Origin of the sequence: Paenibacillus sp. MDMC362, assembly GCF_003269305.1 — a bacterium.
In the GTDB taxonomy this organism is placed as follows: Bacteria; Bacillota; Bacilli; order Paenibacillales; family Paenibacillaceae; genus Paenibacillus_AQ.
Genome location: NZ_QLYT01000060.1, coordinates 1 through 16721, shown reverse-complemented (window position 1 = coordinate 16721; position 16721 = coordinate 1). Strand labels below are relative to the sequence as shown.

Below are 16721 nucleotides of genomic sequence, written 5' to 3'. Positions count from 1 at the left end.
CTGGCCATTTACTCCATCGTAGTAAAAGTATGTTGATCTTGCAGTTACTGAACAATTCGATTTGGCACAAGAAGTTGCGGCAGTAGCACTATCAAAGCCAAGGTTCACATACCCACTTACTGGTGTTACCCCACCCAGAAGACCTGATACGGAGGAAGCTGCTAAAGCGCTTCCAGAAAGAACCAACGTTCCGAGTAATACAGAAGACAAAACTGTTAGCTTTTAAATTTTTTTAAACTTCAATCTTATTCCTCCAATTTTATTCTACTTGGGGTAATTTAGCCCGGCCGGAACTATTAATTTGGATTTAACCCCAGTATTTCCACTATATTGCAATTGATTACATATTTCAACTAAAAATATAATATTTTCATTTTGTGATAGAATAGACCATTATTGGCCGTTAGCTTAATGAAATTGCATGGAAACAATGTTAGGTACTTGTCTAATCGGTAATCGGCTTATGTTTTTGTCCCGCGACAATACTTCCACACAAACTAATGCCATATCATCCTCCCATCCCTACTTGTTTAATCGTTAAAACACAAATATCCGCAGTTACGCGGCTTTTAAGCGTGTGTGTTTTTGTCGTCTTAAACCAGTTTTCTATAAAACTGCGACTGTTACAACCAAAATGGCGCATATTTTTACAACAGCAGCCTGCAAGTAATTGACTGTTGTTGTAAGGTGCGTTGTATTCAGGTCAATTAAATCAACTTGATGATTATGTTGAACGTCGATTATTCGTGTGGGATGGTGTTTGGTTTTGTCCCCAAGGTTCACCCCCCTACCGCTGAACCGTTTAATCGCTTCCTCAGTCACCGGCTGGAAGAGGTTAACGAGGTTGCCGTCGGGATCACGGAACAACACAGCACGGTTCCCCACGGTATCGTGGTCGGTTCCTTTACCCACTCGTTGACAAACGGCTTCAAGCTCTCGTATTCGGCATCGACATCGTGGACGCGGAACTCGAGAATGACAGTGCGATTGTCGGCCGCCACTGCGGAACCAATGCCGAACAGTGGCACCGTCTGGGAGTGACTGATCGCCAGGGATGATGGACTTCCTCTGAAAGCCGTTTCATTTCGCGTGGAAGCAGCGACGCGACCATATGATTTTCCGGACCAATGGTATAACCCCCATCCGCTGCACGATCCGCATATTCCCGATAACGTTTAACCGTATACTCGAACTGTTCATCAGTCATCGGCTCCGATCCCTTGTAACTGCCGCCGGTGTCGATCCGCACGGTTTCTGCGCCCAGGATTTCAGCGGCATCCAGATGAACCAGCGCATTCTCATACAGCCTCTGCCGAAGATCCGGGTCAGGATCCCATAGATGCGCTCCGTCCACAGCAAAGTTGACCACCCTCATCTCTTTCTCATCCAGAGGCTCCAAAACGGTTAACGCCCTATCCAGCATCGCGCTCGCCAACCCCATTCCTCGATGTTGGGGTAATACTGCGATACTATAGACGAGTGGCAAGCCCTCCCATAAAGAGATCAAACATACGCCGACGATTTCTTCCGTTGTTCGGTCATATACTACTGAAGATGCTCCCAACAGCTTGGAGGCCACTAAGTCAAAATATCGCGCCGCATCATCAGCATAAACCCCGACTTCCCGCTCATCCGGGCCATTAGCATATGCTTCCTTAAACACCTCTGCAATCTTAGACATATCATCTATTGCCGGTTTTCTATGCAAACGCCCCTCCTTATCCCCTTTTGAATTAGGCTCTTTATATCAGGCTAACCCCCAGATATCCCGCTGTTCCCCACATGATCAACGCGGATATTCGGTTCAACGTAGACAACAATTTCCCTGATGCATCCATCCTTCCCGCTGCCCTGCCTGCTATTCCTAGACCCAAGAACCACAGCCATGAAACTGCGATGCATACGACGGCAAAAATCACTTTATCCATCCCTGAATATTGAAGAGAGCTTGTGCCAATGACCCCCATCGTGTCCAGGACAGCATGCGGATTTAACAAGGATACGGACATGGCAAAAATAATTTGCCTCTTCGGCGTAAACGAACGAGCCTCTTCCAACACTTGACCCGAAGGTTTGCTCTTCCAGGTCACCATTCCCATATAGACCAGGAAACAAATCCCCAATGTAAACAGCACGGTTCGGATCCATTCATATTCCAGAACAACAACGGATACGCCCAGAACCGCTAATGAGATCAGCAATGTATCACATAGCGATGCGGTAATCATGACGGGCAGTGCCTTGACGAAGCGGGATTGTACCGCACCCTGATTAAATACAAACACGTTCTGCACGCCCAAGGGAAGAATAAGACCCAAAGCTAGAATGAATCCATGAACGATGACTCCTATCATATGAAACCAAACCTCCAGTCAATATTTCCACCATTGTAAAGGAGGATGTCGGCTGCGTCTCCAACCAATTGGTTGGCGCTTGAACCAACCAATGAGGTATACTGAGGCATATTCCTACATGAAAGCGGGTTTACTTATACTTATGGCTGAAGAATGGAAATTAAATAAGTACTCCGATGTGCCGCTTCATCAGCAAATTTATGATGATATTAAGAGCAGAATCATGAACGGGGAATGGCCGGTCGGAACCCGAATTCCCACGCAGCGAGAGCTGGCTGCCAAATATCAAGTTAACCGCAGCACCATTGTGTATGCGCTCGGGGAGCTCGCTGCAGACGGTTTAATTGAATCCCGCGTGGGACAAGGCACGGTGATTATCAACAATACTTGGAGTTTACTCGCTGCCACGCCTCCGCCTGATTGGAATCAATATGTAAAATCCGGCTCCTATCAGCCCAATATCCAGATGATCCAGCAAATCAATCGTGCGGAAACCGATTCAAACATGATCCGCCTCGGAACAGGCGAGCTCTCGCCCGATCTCCTCCCGACCGGCCAAATGCGGGAGACGTTTAACAGCAGGATGTCCAGCCGTTTCACCTTGGGGTACTCGGAACCGAAAGGGAGCCTGTACTTAAGAGAAATCATCGCTGGTCATCTGAAAAAAAAAGGGATTATAGCCTCCCCTGCTTCCATACTCATCGTCTCCGGCGGGCTGCAAGGCTTACAGCTGATCTCGTTGGGACTGCTGCATCACGGCTCCTCCATTTTGTTGGAGAATCCCTCTTACCTGAACTCGATTCATGTGTTTCAATCCGCCGGCATGCATTTGCACGGCATCCCGATGGATGAGAATGGGGTCCAAACGGAAGCCATCGGGAGGCTCCAGCGTCAACACAGGGCTGCCCTGCTGTATACCATTCCTGCCTTTCATAACCCAACCGGCACCTTGATGTCTTCTGACAGGAGGGCAGAGCTGCTTCGGATATGCGCTCAGGAAAGGCTGCCTTTAATCGAGGATGACGTGTATGGGGAAATATGGTTCGATACCCCCTCGCCACCTCCGCTGAAAGCTTCGGATAAACAAGGCCTGGTGCTCTATATGGGCAGCATGTCCAAGACCCTGGGTCCCGGGCTGCGCATCGGGTGGATCGTCGGGCCTGAGCCGGTCATCGACCGGCTGTCCGACATTAAAATGCAAACCGATTACGGCTCCAGCTCTCTATCCCAGCATGCCGTTGCGGAATGGCTCTCCAGCGGGTTATATGAGAATCATCTCGATCATATCCGGGCAGAGCTGATGAGACGCCGTGATTTCACCCTATCGTTACTGGAGCAATATTTTCTCGATATCGCACACTGGAATATCCCTCAGGGCGGATTCTATATTTGGCTTCGTTTCAAGAATCCCCTCTCCATTCGGACTTTATTTGAGCAGGCGCTGAAAGAGAGCATCTTGCTTAATCCCGGAAATATATATGACCGTAACGACCAGCAGCATCTGCGCCTATCCTATGCATACGCCTCGTACGATCAGCTGGAGAGCGGGCTTATCCGGCTTGCGGAGCTTATCCGCCTACATCCGTTGCCATGAAAAAAAAGGCTCTCCCGAGGACTTTGATCCTTAGGGAAGGCCCTTTCCTTTTATCAGTGTGCCCGCTTCATTTCGGTAATCCAAACCTGTAACCTATACATGACGCCGTTCCATCAGATTAATGCCCATGCCCATGCACAGCACCCCGATGAGCAGCAATTTGGAGATCGGGAGCCAGAGATCCTCGATACCATAACCGTACACAGCGATTCCCGTCAATGCTTTCATGGCATGGGTCAGCGGAATGGCCTCAGCGATACCAAGCAGAATCGGATTCGTTAGCGTGCCTGGCGGCATGTATACCCCGCTGATAAGCGGCATGATCGGAATGATGGACGGAAACAGCGTTCCAAATTGCTCAGGCGACTGCAATATGCCAACAAAAAGCATACTTAAAGCGACGATGGTCAGTGTGTAGATTACAGTGACTAGCAGCAGCAAGCCGTATTGGTCGCCTAGGTCAAAGCCGAAACCATACCGAAAGATGAGCAGCACCAGGACGATCTGCACGATGCCGATCACGGAGCTGTATAGCAGATGACCCATGTACATCTCTGTTTTTCGGACCGGAGAGAGAATCAGCCGATTCCATACGCCGGAGGCTTTATCCTTCGTAATCGTATTTACCTTGAAACCAATGGTAAACATGACGAGGAATAATGAAAATCCGAACATCAGCTGAAGTCCCATATCATGAGATACGAGTTCTCCCCCACCCTGCGACTCGGATTGGAGACGCAAGGGTGGTTTCTCCATATAAGCATGCACGTACTCGCGGAATTTCGTTTCATCTTGCACGCTCACCGCTGCGGCCCGAAGCTGCAGCTCTCGTTCATAAACCGTACGGAGATGCTGATCAGCTAACTGGGCATATGGGTTATCCATTGCGGCTATGATGCGATAATCGTCCGAGACCAGCTTCACGGCGAGATCTGCGCGTCCCTCGCGCACTTTCTTTCTTGCCGTCTGTTCATCCTCCATTCGAAATTCGAATGTATCGTTTTGATTCAGCCATTCGATCCACTCGGCTTCGGACTCATCAACCACCCCGTCTGCGGTGAAAATGTCAATCTTGATCTTGCTGTCAGCCTTCCCTCCGAACATCAGCGTGGCCAATATGCTCAGACCGATGAACATAATGATCATCCATGGATTTCGCTTTTCTTTCATCCATTGTGATATTAAGATGGGCGCCATCAGATCCGCCCCCTTCTTGGAAAGATCCATAAACTCGCAGCTAGAATAACGATGGAGAACACCCCTTGGTACAGGATCGGCAGCCATAGTTCTTGAAACGGACTGCCCTGTATCCACTGAATCATGGACATTAAGGCCAAGCCGTTGGGGGTTACGCTGCCGATGCTCATCAGCCAATCCGGCAAAATATAGATCGGCACCAAATTCCCTCCGATGACGCCGAGCACAAGAAGCAGTATGAATGAAATGCCGGTTGCGACATCCGTGTCCTTCATTCGGAAGAGCATGGCCGTATAAAGCGCAGATAACGCCGCAACCGTTAGACACATCATGAAGATAATGAAGGTCAAACCGATCCAGAAGATCAGGGATTTCCCCGGAAAAAGCTGAAACAGAAAATGCGAGACGATCAGCAGGACCGCAGATTGCAGCAGAGACATGCAGAATGTCGACCCAACCTTGCCGGACAAGTAGCGAAATGGGTGGGTTCCGGCAAGAAGGAGACGCATGAACACCATCTCTCGCTTTTCCGTGATCGATTTGGACGCCGTCGTTGTGGAAACGGACAGCGCAAAGAATAAACTGACCGCCAGGGCGTAATATTGGAACGAGGTGATCATGTCCACACCTTCAATTTGTTCCAATCCGCCGACAGGGCTGTTCGCCAGCGCAAGCTCGCCCTCACCCTTGCTTTCCTGTTCTTCCATTCCGCTGTCCAGCGCAGCTTGATAATTAGCGGCACCCAAAAATCCATCCAGCATATTTTGCAGAACATTCACTTTCATTGAATTCTCTAGCGCCGTCAAAGTCAGCACCGCACCGTCTCCCTCATGCAGGAGCAGCTTGTTAAGCGCAGCCAGCGTGTACCCCTCAGGAACTGTTAGGACGGCCTCCACTTTCTCTTCCTCCAACTGCACATGGGCGGTCTTGTCATCCAATGCAGCAACTTGAAGAAATTCCTTCACCTCATCGTTGCCGAACATATTCATTAACAAGGCTTCCGGTTGGAAACTCGCGGCTGCTTTACTCAGTTCGTTCTTCTCTTCCTGGCTGATCGACATCCTCTTTAGGGTTTCCTGAAAGGCATGGATTCCCTCTTCATGCCGGTCCTTCACGACCAATGCAACTCTCATCTCAAGGGACTCATTTGAATTCTCTACCCAATTCGGCAAGGCAAATCCAAGAATCAGGATTAGCACTAATGGCATAAACAAAGCAATCAGCATCTCTTTCCGGTCTCTCCAATAGACAAGAAAGTCTTTTTTGAAAAATACGCCCAAACGGCTGTCCTCCCCTCAATCCCGAAGCTTGCGGCCGGTCAAATGAAGAAACACATCCTCGAGACTTGGCGACTGGATATGGATATTCTGAATCTGCACCTTATGGCGTTCGGCAGCCTGCACAATACCGGACAGAATGTAACTGTTCTTCATCACAATGAGCTTCAGCCCATGATCCGTCTCCTCAACCTGCCTGACGCTTTCTAAGGAGCGAAGCTCCTCGGCCAGCTCCGGATTTGGGCGATTCAGCTGGATGATCAGCGTATCCTCACCGGACAAGATGTGCTGCAGCTCCTCCTTGGTACCCGATGCGATAATCCGCCCGTGATCCATGATGTACATCCGGCTGCACAGCTGCTCCACCTCTTCCATGTAATGGCTTGTGTACAGTACCGTGGTCCCTTTGTCCCGGTTCAAGCGCCGGACCGTTTCAAGGATATGATTGCGGGACTGCGGATCTATGCCCACGGTCGGTTCATCCATGATGACGATTTTCGGATCATGCAACAGAGCGGCTGCAATATTGATCCTTCTCTTCATGCCTCCGGAATAGGTGCGAATTAACTCCTTCTGGCGATCCCGAAGGCCGACCGTCTCAAGCAGCCCCTGAATTTTGATCTCCAATTCCTTTCCGTTCAATCCATATACGCGCCCGAAAAATTTAAGGTTTTCATACGAGGTTAGTTCCTCATACAACGCAATTTCCTGAGGCACCACGCCTAATACGGTGCGGATATCCTGCGGATGCTTGAGCACGCTTTTGCCGTTCAGGCGTACATCGCCGCCCGTCGGTTTCAGCAAGGATGAAATCATGGAAATTGTTGTCGATTTCCCGGCGCCGTTCGGACCGATCAATCCGACGGATTCTCCCCGATCCAGATACAGGCTGACTTCCTCCACGGCAGTCTTGCCCTTAAACACTTTTCGAAGTTCTACGGTTTCCAGCATCATGTCCCCCCATTCTCGATATGAACCTAAGCTGGCTTGGAATCCCTCGTTCATATCGTCCACAGCTACAAGTGTATATGCAAAAAGGCAGTGCCATCACTGCCCTCGGTCATTGCTTTGATTCCGAACCATGACTTCAGTCATGTTAGGTTCGAACTTAACGATATCGTCCTTCCTTGCGAATCAAACCAGATTGTGCCGAATGGCATAAATCGCCAGCTGCGTCCGGTCTCTTACATCAAGTTTATCCATAATCTGGCTGACATGATTCTTAACCGTTCCGATCGACAAACCCAGCTCGTCTGCGATTTCGCGGTTGCTGCGCCCTTCCCCTACCAGACGTATGATGGTCAATTCCCGTGGGGTAATCGAAGCATCAACGACGGGGGCTTTCTTCTCTTCCAGCAGTTTGGGAATCACCTTGGCCGCCACATCCTCCTGGAGCGATAATCCACCGCTCAAGCAGCTTCGAATCGAGCGGATCAAAGCCTCTGGCTCCGCCTCCTTCAGCATGTATCCGCTTGCCCCGCTCTTTAGCGCCTCGACCGCATACTGATCGTCGTTAAACGTCGTCAGCATCAGCACTTTTGTCTTCGGCCAGCGCGAACGTATGATGCGCGCAGCCTCCAATCCGTTCATCTCCGGCATTCGGATATCGAGGACAACGACATCAAAGATATGGTTTTCGCATAAAGCCACAGCCTCTTTGCCGTTACCAGCTTCACCGGCAACCAGCATATCCGAATCGCTTTCGATCATCATCTTCAGACCTTGACGAACCATGGCCTGATCCTCGGCCAATAATAAACGTATCAGCGGACTCCCTCCTCGATTAACCTGGACATGAGTAACGTTCCGCGAACGATAAACTGGTTATCGTACTGGGAGATTTGAAGCTCGCCCCCAGCCTCTTCCATTCGCTCTCGCATCGCTTTTAAACCATAGCCCTCCCGGTATGTAACGTGTTTCCGGTCATATGGATTGCTTACCTCAAAACGGAATATGCCGCCTCCCGGCGCTTCAAAAATGATATGCACCTCTCGCGTGCTCCCATGCTTCATCGCATTGGTCATGGCTTCCTGAACCGCACGGTATACCGCAATGGATTGGATATTGTTTAAAGGTACGGTTAGGGCTCCATGCCGCGCCGTTAGCGTTACGCGCATAAAGCTCTCGGATTCCAACCGCCGGAGAAGTCCAATGATCGCGGGCAATCCGCTGGTCTCCTGCTGCTTCATGGATTTCACCGCGTTTCTGGTCTCCTCCAGACTTTCCTTGGCAAGGGCTTTGAGCCCCTTCAGTACCTCGGCGGTTTCCCCGTCTGCCTGCATTCGGTGCATCTCGAGCTGCATGAGCAGTGCCGTTAATTTATGTCCGACGGAGTCATGGATATCGCGACCGACCTGAGCCCGCTCCTCCTGCCTGGCATGCTGCTCACCCGTAATCAGGCGACGCTTCATATTACGATACTCACTGAGCAGCGTTTCATATCGCACGCTTGACTCTTCATTACGGGAGAAGACGGTGCGAAATAAGGCCAGCCCCATCGCAAGCATAACCGAGTATAAAACGAGGAAGAACCACGGAAACTCGGGGTATCCGAACAAACCAGGCACCATGGCACCTGCAGCCAGAACAAGACCAATTCAGGCAGCTTGAACGAACGAAAGCCGATACACGGCTTTTCCCGCTAAAATGGAATAAACCAGCAATATGTACGGGTTCGTTGCAGTCGTATTGGTCGGCCATAGGGAGATAACGGAAAATACCGACGCTACGAGCAGTGTGACAAATAGCATTGCAGCCCTGGCACGGAATAATGGCGTTAAAAAAAAGGCCATGAAAAAAATGGCGCTGCTCCCCAACCTCCAAGGCAACTGATCCGGATTAACATGCTGGAGCACAGGAGCGAAGGCGCTCAGCCAGCTCAAAACAAGAAATAAAAACCATATCCAGAACGACCGCACTTGCTCCCCTCTCTTTCCTATCAAGAGTTTCACGATTCCCAGAAAAAAATCCCGTTCCAATTTTTAGTTATATCATATCACATGCCTCATCACTCTTTTTGGTGAAATAAGTAAATTGGAAATAATAATCGCTTCGAATTTATTGTGAAAAAATATACATACACCAATAAACCCTTACTAATACAGGGATCTATTCGACAGGCTTAGAGCTTGATTGGAGCGAAAAACAGGCCCGGAATTGTGACGAAACTGGTAACTCTCGTGAATGTTTGAACAAAGTATGAACTGCCTCTAAACCGCGCCACTACAATGATTTCGCTCACAACCGCACCCTTTTGTAACAAATTGAACACATAAAATTACATACATTGACACGAATGTGGATTTATATGTCAATTATACAAGTTTATGTGTTTTGCAAAGCCGGCCGGAACTTTCTACTATAGATGTGTCAGTAACATTGAATCGAACGAACGTTTCAAGGAAAGGGGTACATCATGAACAAAAGAGGGCCGTTATTTGCATTGTTATTATGCTTTACCTTGCTCTTATCGGGATGCAGCTCGCTCACGGTATTAGATCCGAAAGGACCGGCTGCCAGAACCCTATCCGATACAATCATATTCTCCATTCTCATGATGGTCGGAATTCTAGCGGTAGTTTACGCGCTCTATATCTACATGCTCACCAAATATCGAGCCAAGAAATCCAACGAAGGTTACGAGCCGCCTCATGAAGAGGGTAACAAATGGCTGGAAATTCTCTGGACTGCCATTCCGATCCTGATCGTTGCCGTGCTCTCGGTCGTAACCGTTAAAACGACGGTAGCCGTTGAGAATGTGCCTGAAGGCTACGAGAACCAAAAGCCGCTGGTTATATACGCTTCCTCCTCGAACTGGAAATGGCATTTCAGCTATCCGGAAGAAGGAATCGAGACTGTCAATTACGTCAACATTCCGACCCATCGTCCGATCGAGTTCAGACTGTATTCATTCGGTCCGATCACAAGCTTCTGGATTCCTCAGCTTCACGGTCAGAAGTACGCGATGAGCGACATGATCACCAAGCTGAACATGGTTGCCGACGTACCGGGTTCGATGATGGGCCGTAACGCAAACTTCAACGGCGAAGGCTTTGCCCATATGGAGTTCGAAGCTCTTGCCATGACCTCTGCCGAATACGATGAGTGGGTTAAGGATGTAAAGGACACCGCGCCTGAACTGAAGGAAGATGAGTTCAAGAAGCTTCTGGATACCGCGCATGTCGGTCGGATGACTTTCTCCAATACGCATCTGGAATTCAGTCCGCCGCCATCCGAAGATCATCACCATGGCGGCGATGTCAACGGCAATGAGGAGCATCAGGACCATAAAGACGTCCACCCGGATCCTGCAACAACGGAAGAAACGGAATTTGACAGCGAAACGAACGTGGATCCGAACGAACCGTTGCCGAACTTTCCGGCTGAAGAAAGCCCAAATCATCAACATGAAGGACATTAAATCGGTGAGTGAAACGTTGTTCACCCGATATACTTCATACATCCAGAAAGGAGCTTGGCCTCTATGAAATGGGACGAATTTTTCGTTACCGGTGATCCGTTAATTTACGGCGCCATGGTGAGTATCGTGCTCGTCTCGCTCGCAATCCTCTTCGGTTTGACCTATTACAAGAAGTGGGGTTACATGTGGCGGGAATGGCTGACGACCGTGGATCACAAAAGAATTGGTGTCATGTACATCATCTGTGCATTGATCATGCTGTTCCGCGGAGGCGTGGACGCGATCATGATGCGTGCTCAAACCGCCGCACCGGAGATGAAGTTTCTGACCGGGCAGCATTATAATGAAGTATTCACGACTCACGGGGTCATCATGATCCTCTTTATGGCCATGCCGTTTATTTTCGGTCTGATGAACGTCATCGTTCCGCTCCAGATCGGTGCCCGTGACGTAGCATTCCCTAAACTGAACGCAATCAGCTTCTGGTTGTTCTTTGCCGGCGCGATGCTATTCAACATTTCCTTCGTTATCGGAGGTTCGCCGGATGCTGGCTGGTCCGCTTACTTCCCGCTGGCCAGTATCGAATTCAGTCCGACGGTCGGCAATAACTACTACTCTCTGTCGCTTCAGATCTCAGGGATTGGTACGTTGCTGACAGGTCTTAACTTTATCGTAACGATACTGAAGATGCGTGCTCCGGGCATGACCTTGATGCGCATGCCGATGTTTACGTGGTCTGTACTGATCACTTGCGTCATCATTATCTTTGCTTTCCCTGTACTTACGATTGCGCTCCTGCTTATGATGTTCGACCGCATCTTTGGTTCCCAATTCTTCACGATGGCGAACGGCGGTATGGATATGCTGTGGGCCAACCTGTTCTGGGTATGGGGGCACCCTGAGGTGTATATCGTTATTCTGCCGGCATTCGGTATTTTCAGCGAGATCATCTCGGCCTTCTCCAAAAAGAACTTGTACGGTTATAGCTCCATGGTATTAAGCATGGCGATTATTTCCGGATTGTCCTTCCTGGTATGGGCCCACCATTTCTACACGATGGGTCAAGGGGCCATGGTCAACGGTTTCTTCTCCATCACAACGATGGCGATCGCCGTACCGACCGGGATCAAAATATTCAACTGGCTGTTCACGCTTCGAAAGGGTCGAATCAGCTTTACGACGCCGATGCTCTACTCGCTTGCCTTTATTCCGATCTTCACGATCGGCGGCGTTACCGGCGTCATGCTGGCGATGGCCAGTGCCGACTATCAATATCATAATACGATGTTCCTGGTTGCCCACTTCCACTATGTGCTCATTCCAGGCGCCGTATTCGCCGTCATTGCCGGTTTCCATTACTGGTTCCCTAAAGTGTTCGGCTTCCGTCTGAATGAAAGGCTGGGCAAAATCGCATTCTGGTTCATTGCCATCTCATTTAACGTAACGTTCTTCCCGATGTTCTTCCTGGGATTGATGGGGATGACCCGTCGTACGTACACCTATTCGGCAGAAACCGGCTTTGGCCCGCTGAATATGCTGTCGATGGTCGGCGCAATTGGCCTGGCGATCGGATTCATCATTCTGGTATACAACATCTACTGGAGTACACGTTACGAGCCGCGCGACAAAACAGGAGATCCATGGGATGCACGCGCACTGGAATGGTCAACGCCAAGTCCGGTTCCTGTATACAACTTTGCGATAACACCGAAAGTCAAGGGCCGCGACGCCTTCTGGTTCTCGAAGAAAAACAACGAGCCGCTTTCGGATGAGAAAATCACGAAGATTCATATGCCAAGCAACACCGGAAAGCCGTTTATACTGGGTATCGCCTTCTTCTTCCTTGGCTTCTTCTTGGTATTCAGCTGGTGGATTCCATCCATCGTTGCCGGTATCGCGGTATTGATTATTATGGCAACCATGTCCTTCGACCGTGATCACGGATACTACATTCCGGTTGAAGAGATTGTTCAAACCGAACAGAAACTGCGGGGTGATACGGTATGAAAATAGATGCCACTCAGCCCCTGGAATATGGAACAGAGGAAAACCGCAATCGAATATTTGGCTTCTGGCTGTTCCTCGGAGCTGAAATTGCGCTCTTTGCCACCTTGTTTACCGTCTACTTCGTTCTCGTGAACCGCTTTGCCAGCGGTCCGAGCGGAGCGGAAATCTTTGAAATTACGCCGGTCCTGCTTGAAACGTTCCTGCTCTTAACGAGCAGCTTCACCATCGGTTTGGCTGTTCACGCGATGCGTCTGGGACTGAAAAAGCAGATGATGCTCTTTATGGTCATCACCCTGCTGCTGGGTGCGGGATTCCTTGGGATCGAGATCTTCGAGTTCTTCACCTATGTGCATGAGGGAGTAACGCTCTCAACCAGCGCCTTCGCTTCCAGCTTGTTCACATTGCTTGGCACGCACGGAGCTCACGTTACCTTCGGTCTCCTGTGGGGAACTGCCATTCTGATACAACTTAAAAAGCATGGACTGGACCATTCCACAGCCAACAAGTCCTTCATCTTCTCGCTCTACTGGCACTTCCTGGACGTTGTGTGGATCTTCATTTTCAGCTTTGTATACTTGAAAGGACTGATGTGACATGATAAAACAGCTGTTTCCAATTAAGCATGTAGCGGGTTATATATCGTCTCTCGTCCTTTCAGCAGTTGCACTCGTCGTTCTGCTGGATATGCCGGCAGCTTCGAAATTGGCCGTTCTGCTGGTCACCGCTATCCTGCAGGCAGCCGTTCAGCTCTTGCTGTTCATGCACGTCGGGGAAAGTGATGACAAGAAATCCGTTTACATCAACATTGCCTTCGCTCTGTTCGTTGGTCTTGTCACGATTTTCGGAACGCTGTTCATCTTCGTATGGGGCTGGTATGCTTAATCCTGCGAATATCTCTGAATTTGTAAAGTAACGATGAATGTTCGCATTGTGAACATATATCATCATATCTAAGAGGGTGTCCCGAATGATGTTAAATCTGGCGGGATGCCCTCTTTTTCTGTTTTACGACGCAACGTGTACGAGTCGATCCTTCCCTCCTCCCGACATACAACAAGAAAACCGTTTCTCGGTAACCTGGCAGTGCGGCTGCCAATTACGAGGAACGGTTTTCTTTGTACATTCAATATCCAGCTTCGCCTGCCAAGGCAATATGAGGATTCATTCGTTTTGTCCGGACTCCATATCCAAAATCTCATCAATCTCGCCCTGGAGCTTCTTGGTCAGAGTCTGTTCGTCTCCAATGATCCAGGCGTGATTATATGGAGCTTCCCCCCTGGACGCAGCACGTTGATGGCGGATCGCTTCAACATACTTCGTGATGGATCGTGGCACTCCGTCGCGCTCCGTAAACAATAAAGGGGCATGCTTACCCATATGGGACAATGGAGCGGCTGCAATGGACAATACGGGCGAATCTGGCGTCGAGAACGAGAGACTGTATCCCGGCGATTGAACGCCCCAACCAAAGCCTGTTACGGGATCATTGAACTGCGCGAAATGAACGGCATTCTCGAATGGGTCATCCCCGGATATTCGCGTTACCTTACCATATTGCCGCAGCTCGTCTTCTACTGCCCGGGATACCACCTTTTCCGGACCAATGATATAGATATTCGCTTTCCCTTTCCGATTAAGGAGCGCCTGTGCCGTCTCTTCAGGAACATTCTTCTCGTTAACATACAGCATCGTTTCCGGCATATGGGCAATCCAGCTCACCGCTGGGAGCGTATAATCCGGACGGTCCATCGATCCGACAATAACCGAGGTGGGTACAGATCCGGATACCTTAGCAGCATATTCATCAATCGCGGCTGCTGCTGCTTCAGGTTCCCCGGCAGCAATATGATCAAGCTTGTATTCAAGCCCGTTCAGCTCCTTCATAACCTGATCCGAGATTGGTCCGACGGTGATAATCTCAATGCCCTTGTTATGCTCCGCTCCCCTTGGCTTCAACCGTCTGAGCTCTTCCAGCGTTTCTTTGGGAATCCCCTCTTCCCCCACAAACAGCAGCGGCCCTTCGCTAAGCTGCGTCAGATCGACGCTCACGGCCGCTATGGACCATTGAGCCGAATCCACGAGAATCACCGTCTGCGGACGACTACGCTCATTCGTGGACTGCCACAGCGTCTTGGAGGTCAGTACGGCCGCATTTACAGGGTCGGATGTATTCAATCGAATGGTGTTCTTTGTGGCGGACCACGGTACAGCAACATCCTTCAGCAGTTCTTTGCTGTGAACAGCCGAGGGAATGGAGGGTTCGGAATGGCTTTGGGTCTGACTCCATGCGAGGATGCCTGCCGTTAACAGGGCAAGAGCCCAGCCGGCGATCATTTTTTTCACCGTATATTCCTCCTGTCTCACAATGTAGCGTCTCTAGGATTGAGCTTCTCCACCCTTAATGTCTGTTTAATCTACAGATCTTCCATTAACTTTTCCTCGTCCATATCCAGCGGCAGGCCTGAATGATCATTGGTTCGGTTTCGCACCCATTGCTCCTTCAGCATCTTCACAAACACGTCATCCCGGGATAACCAGACGCCATACTGCCGTTTCATGTGCCGCTCCGCCTCCTCGAACGATCTGAATTGGAACGGGAGGGGTTCCCCGTTCCACTCGACAATCCATTCCCCAGCGTTGGCATAAACAAACAGCAGATCCTCGCCCCAGCTTTCGTATAGAACGCCGGACTCCGCTCCCTTAATGTTGAACTGATTCCGCGAAGCATCGAACCGGATCGGTTCCAGCTCGAACGGTTCAGCAGCAAATAACTGATACACTTCCTCCGTGATTGTACACCCCGCTGCTTTGGGATGACCGCCTCCCCCGTACCGCATCGCCACATCGGACACATCCACGTGATCATGAATCGTGCGAAGGCTCATTTTCCTTCCCCCCATGTTCAAGATGGCAATGTAATCCAGGTGGGGATACGTTGTTCCCAGCTCACTGGCAAGTTCAGAGTGATAGGATTCGGCATATACGATGCCTACGCAATGCTCCCCCACGAAGGTCTGAATGAGCTCTCGCTGCTTGCGGCGGATGTAACGATCGATTTTATTCTCTTCCATGTCCAATATTTTTTCTTCAAACTCATCAAAGAAGAAGCCCCCTTGCTCCCGCAGACGCTGCGTCATCTTGCTCTCAAACTCGTCAAGGGACAACATATAGAACAAATCGTTCAGGCGTTTTGCCTCAACCTTCTGGTGCTCTTCCCATTCCCACGTATCATAGAGGCGAACCAGCTCTACAAATTCATCCAGCGCTTCACTTCTGCCCAGATGTCCATGCTCAATTAAATATTCATAGAATAACGAGGTTGCCGATGCTGGGCGGCCGTCCCGATGCGTGACGTCCACTTGGCCCCAGCTATATTCATTCAAGTGAAGAGCCGTTTTATGGTGATCGATAAGCTGCACCTGCCCTCCCTCTTCGACAAACACGTTCAGTTCCTTCTCCATATCCGGAGCGACCGACAAGTCCGTAATAAACAACACATCATACGGATTATCCTGCAAGGAAGTCCGGTTCAGATACCTCGCGACTTGTTGATTCAATCCGTGAATGGAGTTGTAACGGACATCAATTCCTTCGCCGAAAGCGCATTTGGCGATAATGCCGCAACCGACACCATCCAGATCATTATGGCTGTATAGATGATACATAGGTGACTTCCTCCAAACAGTAGGTTGAATGTGAGCTGATCCTATCTTTCATCCCTTTACGGTTCCCTAAAATCTGGTGTTTTAACCCCCTGACAGCCCCACCCGACGGTACAATGCAACAAAAAAAGAAGCGGCTTTAACAGCCGCTTCCCAGGCTGTCGAGAAAGTCTCGACAGCTATTTTTTGCACATTTAATTCAACACGACA

General features: G+C 49.8%; 14 protein-coding genes and 2 pseudogenes. 5 read left to right on the top strand and 11 right to left on the bottom strand.

The annotated features are described in order from the left end of the window. Positions 1 to 786: 786 nt before the first annotated feature. The 3 genes and pseudogenes from DP091_RS32100 to DP091_RS25800 form a co-directional block, all read right to left on the bottom strand. Positions 787 to 1055 (bottom strand): annotated as a pseudogene (locus DP091_RS32100) (VOC family protein); the annotation flags it as partial. A 17-nt stretch (positions 1056 to 1072) separates the two neighbouring features. After that, a pseudogene (locus DP091_RS25805) lies at positions 1073 to 1681 on the bottom strand (GNAT family N-acetyltransferase); the annotation flags it as partial. 61 nt (positions 1682 to 1742) lie between these two features. Further along, the gene (locus tag DP091_RS25800) at positions 1743 to 2354 is read right to left on the bottom strand and encodes a LysE/ArgO family amino acid transporter (protein ID WP_113060988.1); all 612 of its coding nucleotides are present in this window, start codon (positions 2352 to 2354) and stop codon (positions 1743 to 1745) included. A gap of 142 nt (positions 2355 to 2496) precedes the next feature. On the opposite strand from DP091_RS25800, the gene pdxR reads away from it, so the two are divergent. After that, complete coding sequence (gene pdxR, locus DP091_RS25795) at positions 2497 to 3948, top strand: MocR-like pyridoxine biosynthesis transcription factor PdxR (RefSeq protein WP_113061046.1); 1452 nt, start codon at positions 2497 to 2499, stop codon at positions 3946 to 3948. 93 nt (positions 3949 to 4041) lie between these two features. Here the strand turns inward: pdxR and DP091_RS25790 are convergent, their stop codons facing one another. The 6 genes from DP091_RS25790 to DP091_RS25765 form a co-directional block, all read right to left on the bottom strand. Further along, a complete protein-coding gene (locus DP091_RS25790; RefSeq protein ID WP_181469923.1) occupies positions 4042 to 5145 on the bottom strand; it encodes an ABC transporter permease in 1104 nt (367 codons plus the stop codon). After that, positions 5145 to 6425: an ABC transporter permease gene (locus tag DP091_RS25785; RefSeq protein WP_113060984.1), complete on the bottom strand. Its 1281-nt coding sequence runs from the start codon at positions 6423 to 6425 to the stop codon at positions 5145 to 5147. Before DP091_RS25785 ends, DP091_RS25790 begins: the two co-directional genes overlap by 1 nt. A gap of 15 nt (positions 6426 to 6440) precedes the next feature. Further along, positions 6441 to 7373 (bottom strand): ABC transporter ATP-binding protein, encoded by a 933-nt coding sequence (locus DP091_RS25780; RefSeq protein ID WP_113060982.1) that lies wholly within the window; start codon positions 7371 to 7373, stop codon positions 6441 to 6443. Positions 7374 to 7556: 183 nt separating this feature from the next. Then, positions 7557 to 8189 carry a response regulator gene (locus DP091_RS25775; protein WP_113060980.1) on the bottom strand — a complete coding sequence of 211 codons (633 nt, stop codon included), beginning with the start codon at positions 8187 to 8189 and terminating at the stop codon, positions 7557 to 7559. Then, on the bottom strand, positions 8186 to 8992 hold the full coding sequence (locus DP091_RS25770) for a sensor histidine kinase (protein WP_113060978.1): 807 nt from the start codon (positions 8990 to 8992) through the stop codon (positions 8186 to 8188). The genes DP091_RS25775 and DP091_RS25770 overlap by 4 nt, the downstream gene beginning before the upstream one ends. A gap of 27 nt (positions 8993 to 9019) precedes the next feature. Continuing rightward, positions 9020 to 9364 (bottom strand): hypothetical protein, encoded by a 345-nt coding sequence (locus DP091_RS25765; RefSeq protein ID WP_146747018.1) that lies wholly within the window; start codon positions 9362 to 9364, stop codon positions 9020 to 9022. A gap of 473 nt (positions 9365 to 9837) precedes the next feature. Between DP091_RS25765 and qoxA the strand changes: the two genes are divergently transcribed. The 4 genes from qoxA to qoxD all read left to right on the top strand — a co-directional run bounded on the left by qoxA (position 9838) and on the right by qoxD (position 13731). Beyond that, positions 9838 to 10842: a cytochrome aa3 quinol oxidase subunit II gene (gene qoxA / locus DP091_RS25760; protein ID WP_113060975.1), complete on the top strand. Its 1005-nt coding sequence runs from the start codon at positions 9838 to 9840 to the stop codon at positions 10840 to 10842. A gap of 63 nt (positions 10843 to 10905) precedes the next feature. Further along, positions 10906 to 12849: a cytochrome aa3 quinol oxidase subunit I gene (gene qoxB / locus DP091_RS25755; RefSeq protein ID WP_113060973.1), complete on the top strand. Its 1944-nt coding sequence runs from the start codon at positions 10906 to 10908 to the stop codon at positions 12847 to 12849. Continuing rightward, the gene (gene qoxC, locus DP091_RS25750) at positions 12846 to 13442 is read left to right on the top strand and encodes a cytochrome aa3 quinol oxidase subunit III (RefSeq protein ID WP_113060972.1); all 597 of its coding nucleotides are present in this window, start codon (positions 12846 to 12848) and stop codon (positions 13440 to 13442) included. Before qoxB ends, qoxC begins: the two co-directional genes overlap by 4 nt. A gap of 1 nt (position 13443) precedes the next feature. Then, the gene (gene qoxD, locus DP091_RS25745) at positions 13444 to 13731 is read left to right on the top strand and encodes a cytochrome aa3 quinol oxidase subunit IV (protein WP_113060970.1); all 288 of its coding nucleotides are present in this window, start codon (positions 13444 to 13446) and stop codon (positions 13729 to 13731) included. Between the two features lie 279 nt (positions 13732 to 14010). Here the strand turns inward: qoxD and DP091_RS25740 are convergent, their stop codons facing one another. Beyond that, positions 14011 to 15183 carry a cell wall-binding repeat-containing protein gene (locus DP091_RS25740; RefSeq protein WP_258394698.1) on the bottom strand — a complete coding sequence of 391 codons (1173 nt, stop codon included), beginning with the start codon at positions 15181 to 15183 and terminating at the stop codon, positions 14011 to 14013. 80 nt (positions 15184 to 15263) lie between these two features. Further along, positions 15264 to 16514 (bottom strand): DHH family phosphoesterase, encoded by a 1251-nt coding sequence (locus tag DP091_RS25735; RefSeq protein ID WP_113060966.1) that lies wholly within the window; start codon positions 16512 to 16514, stop codon positions 15264 to 15266. Positions 16515 to 16721: the final 207 nt, after the last annotated feature.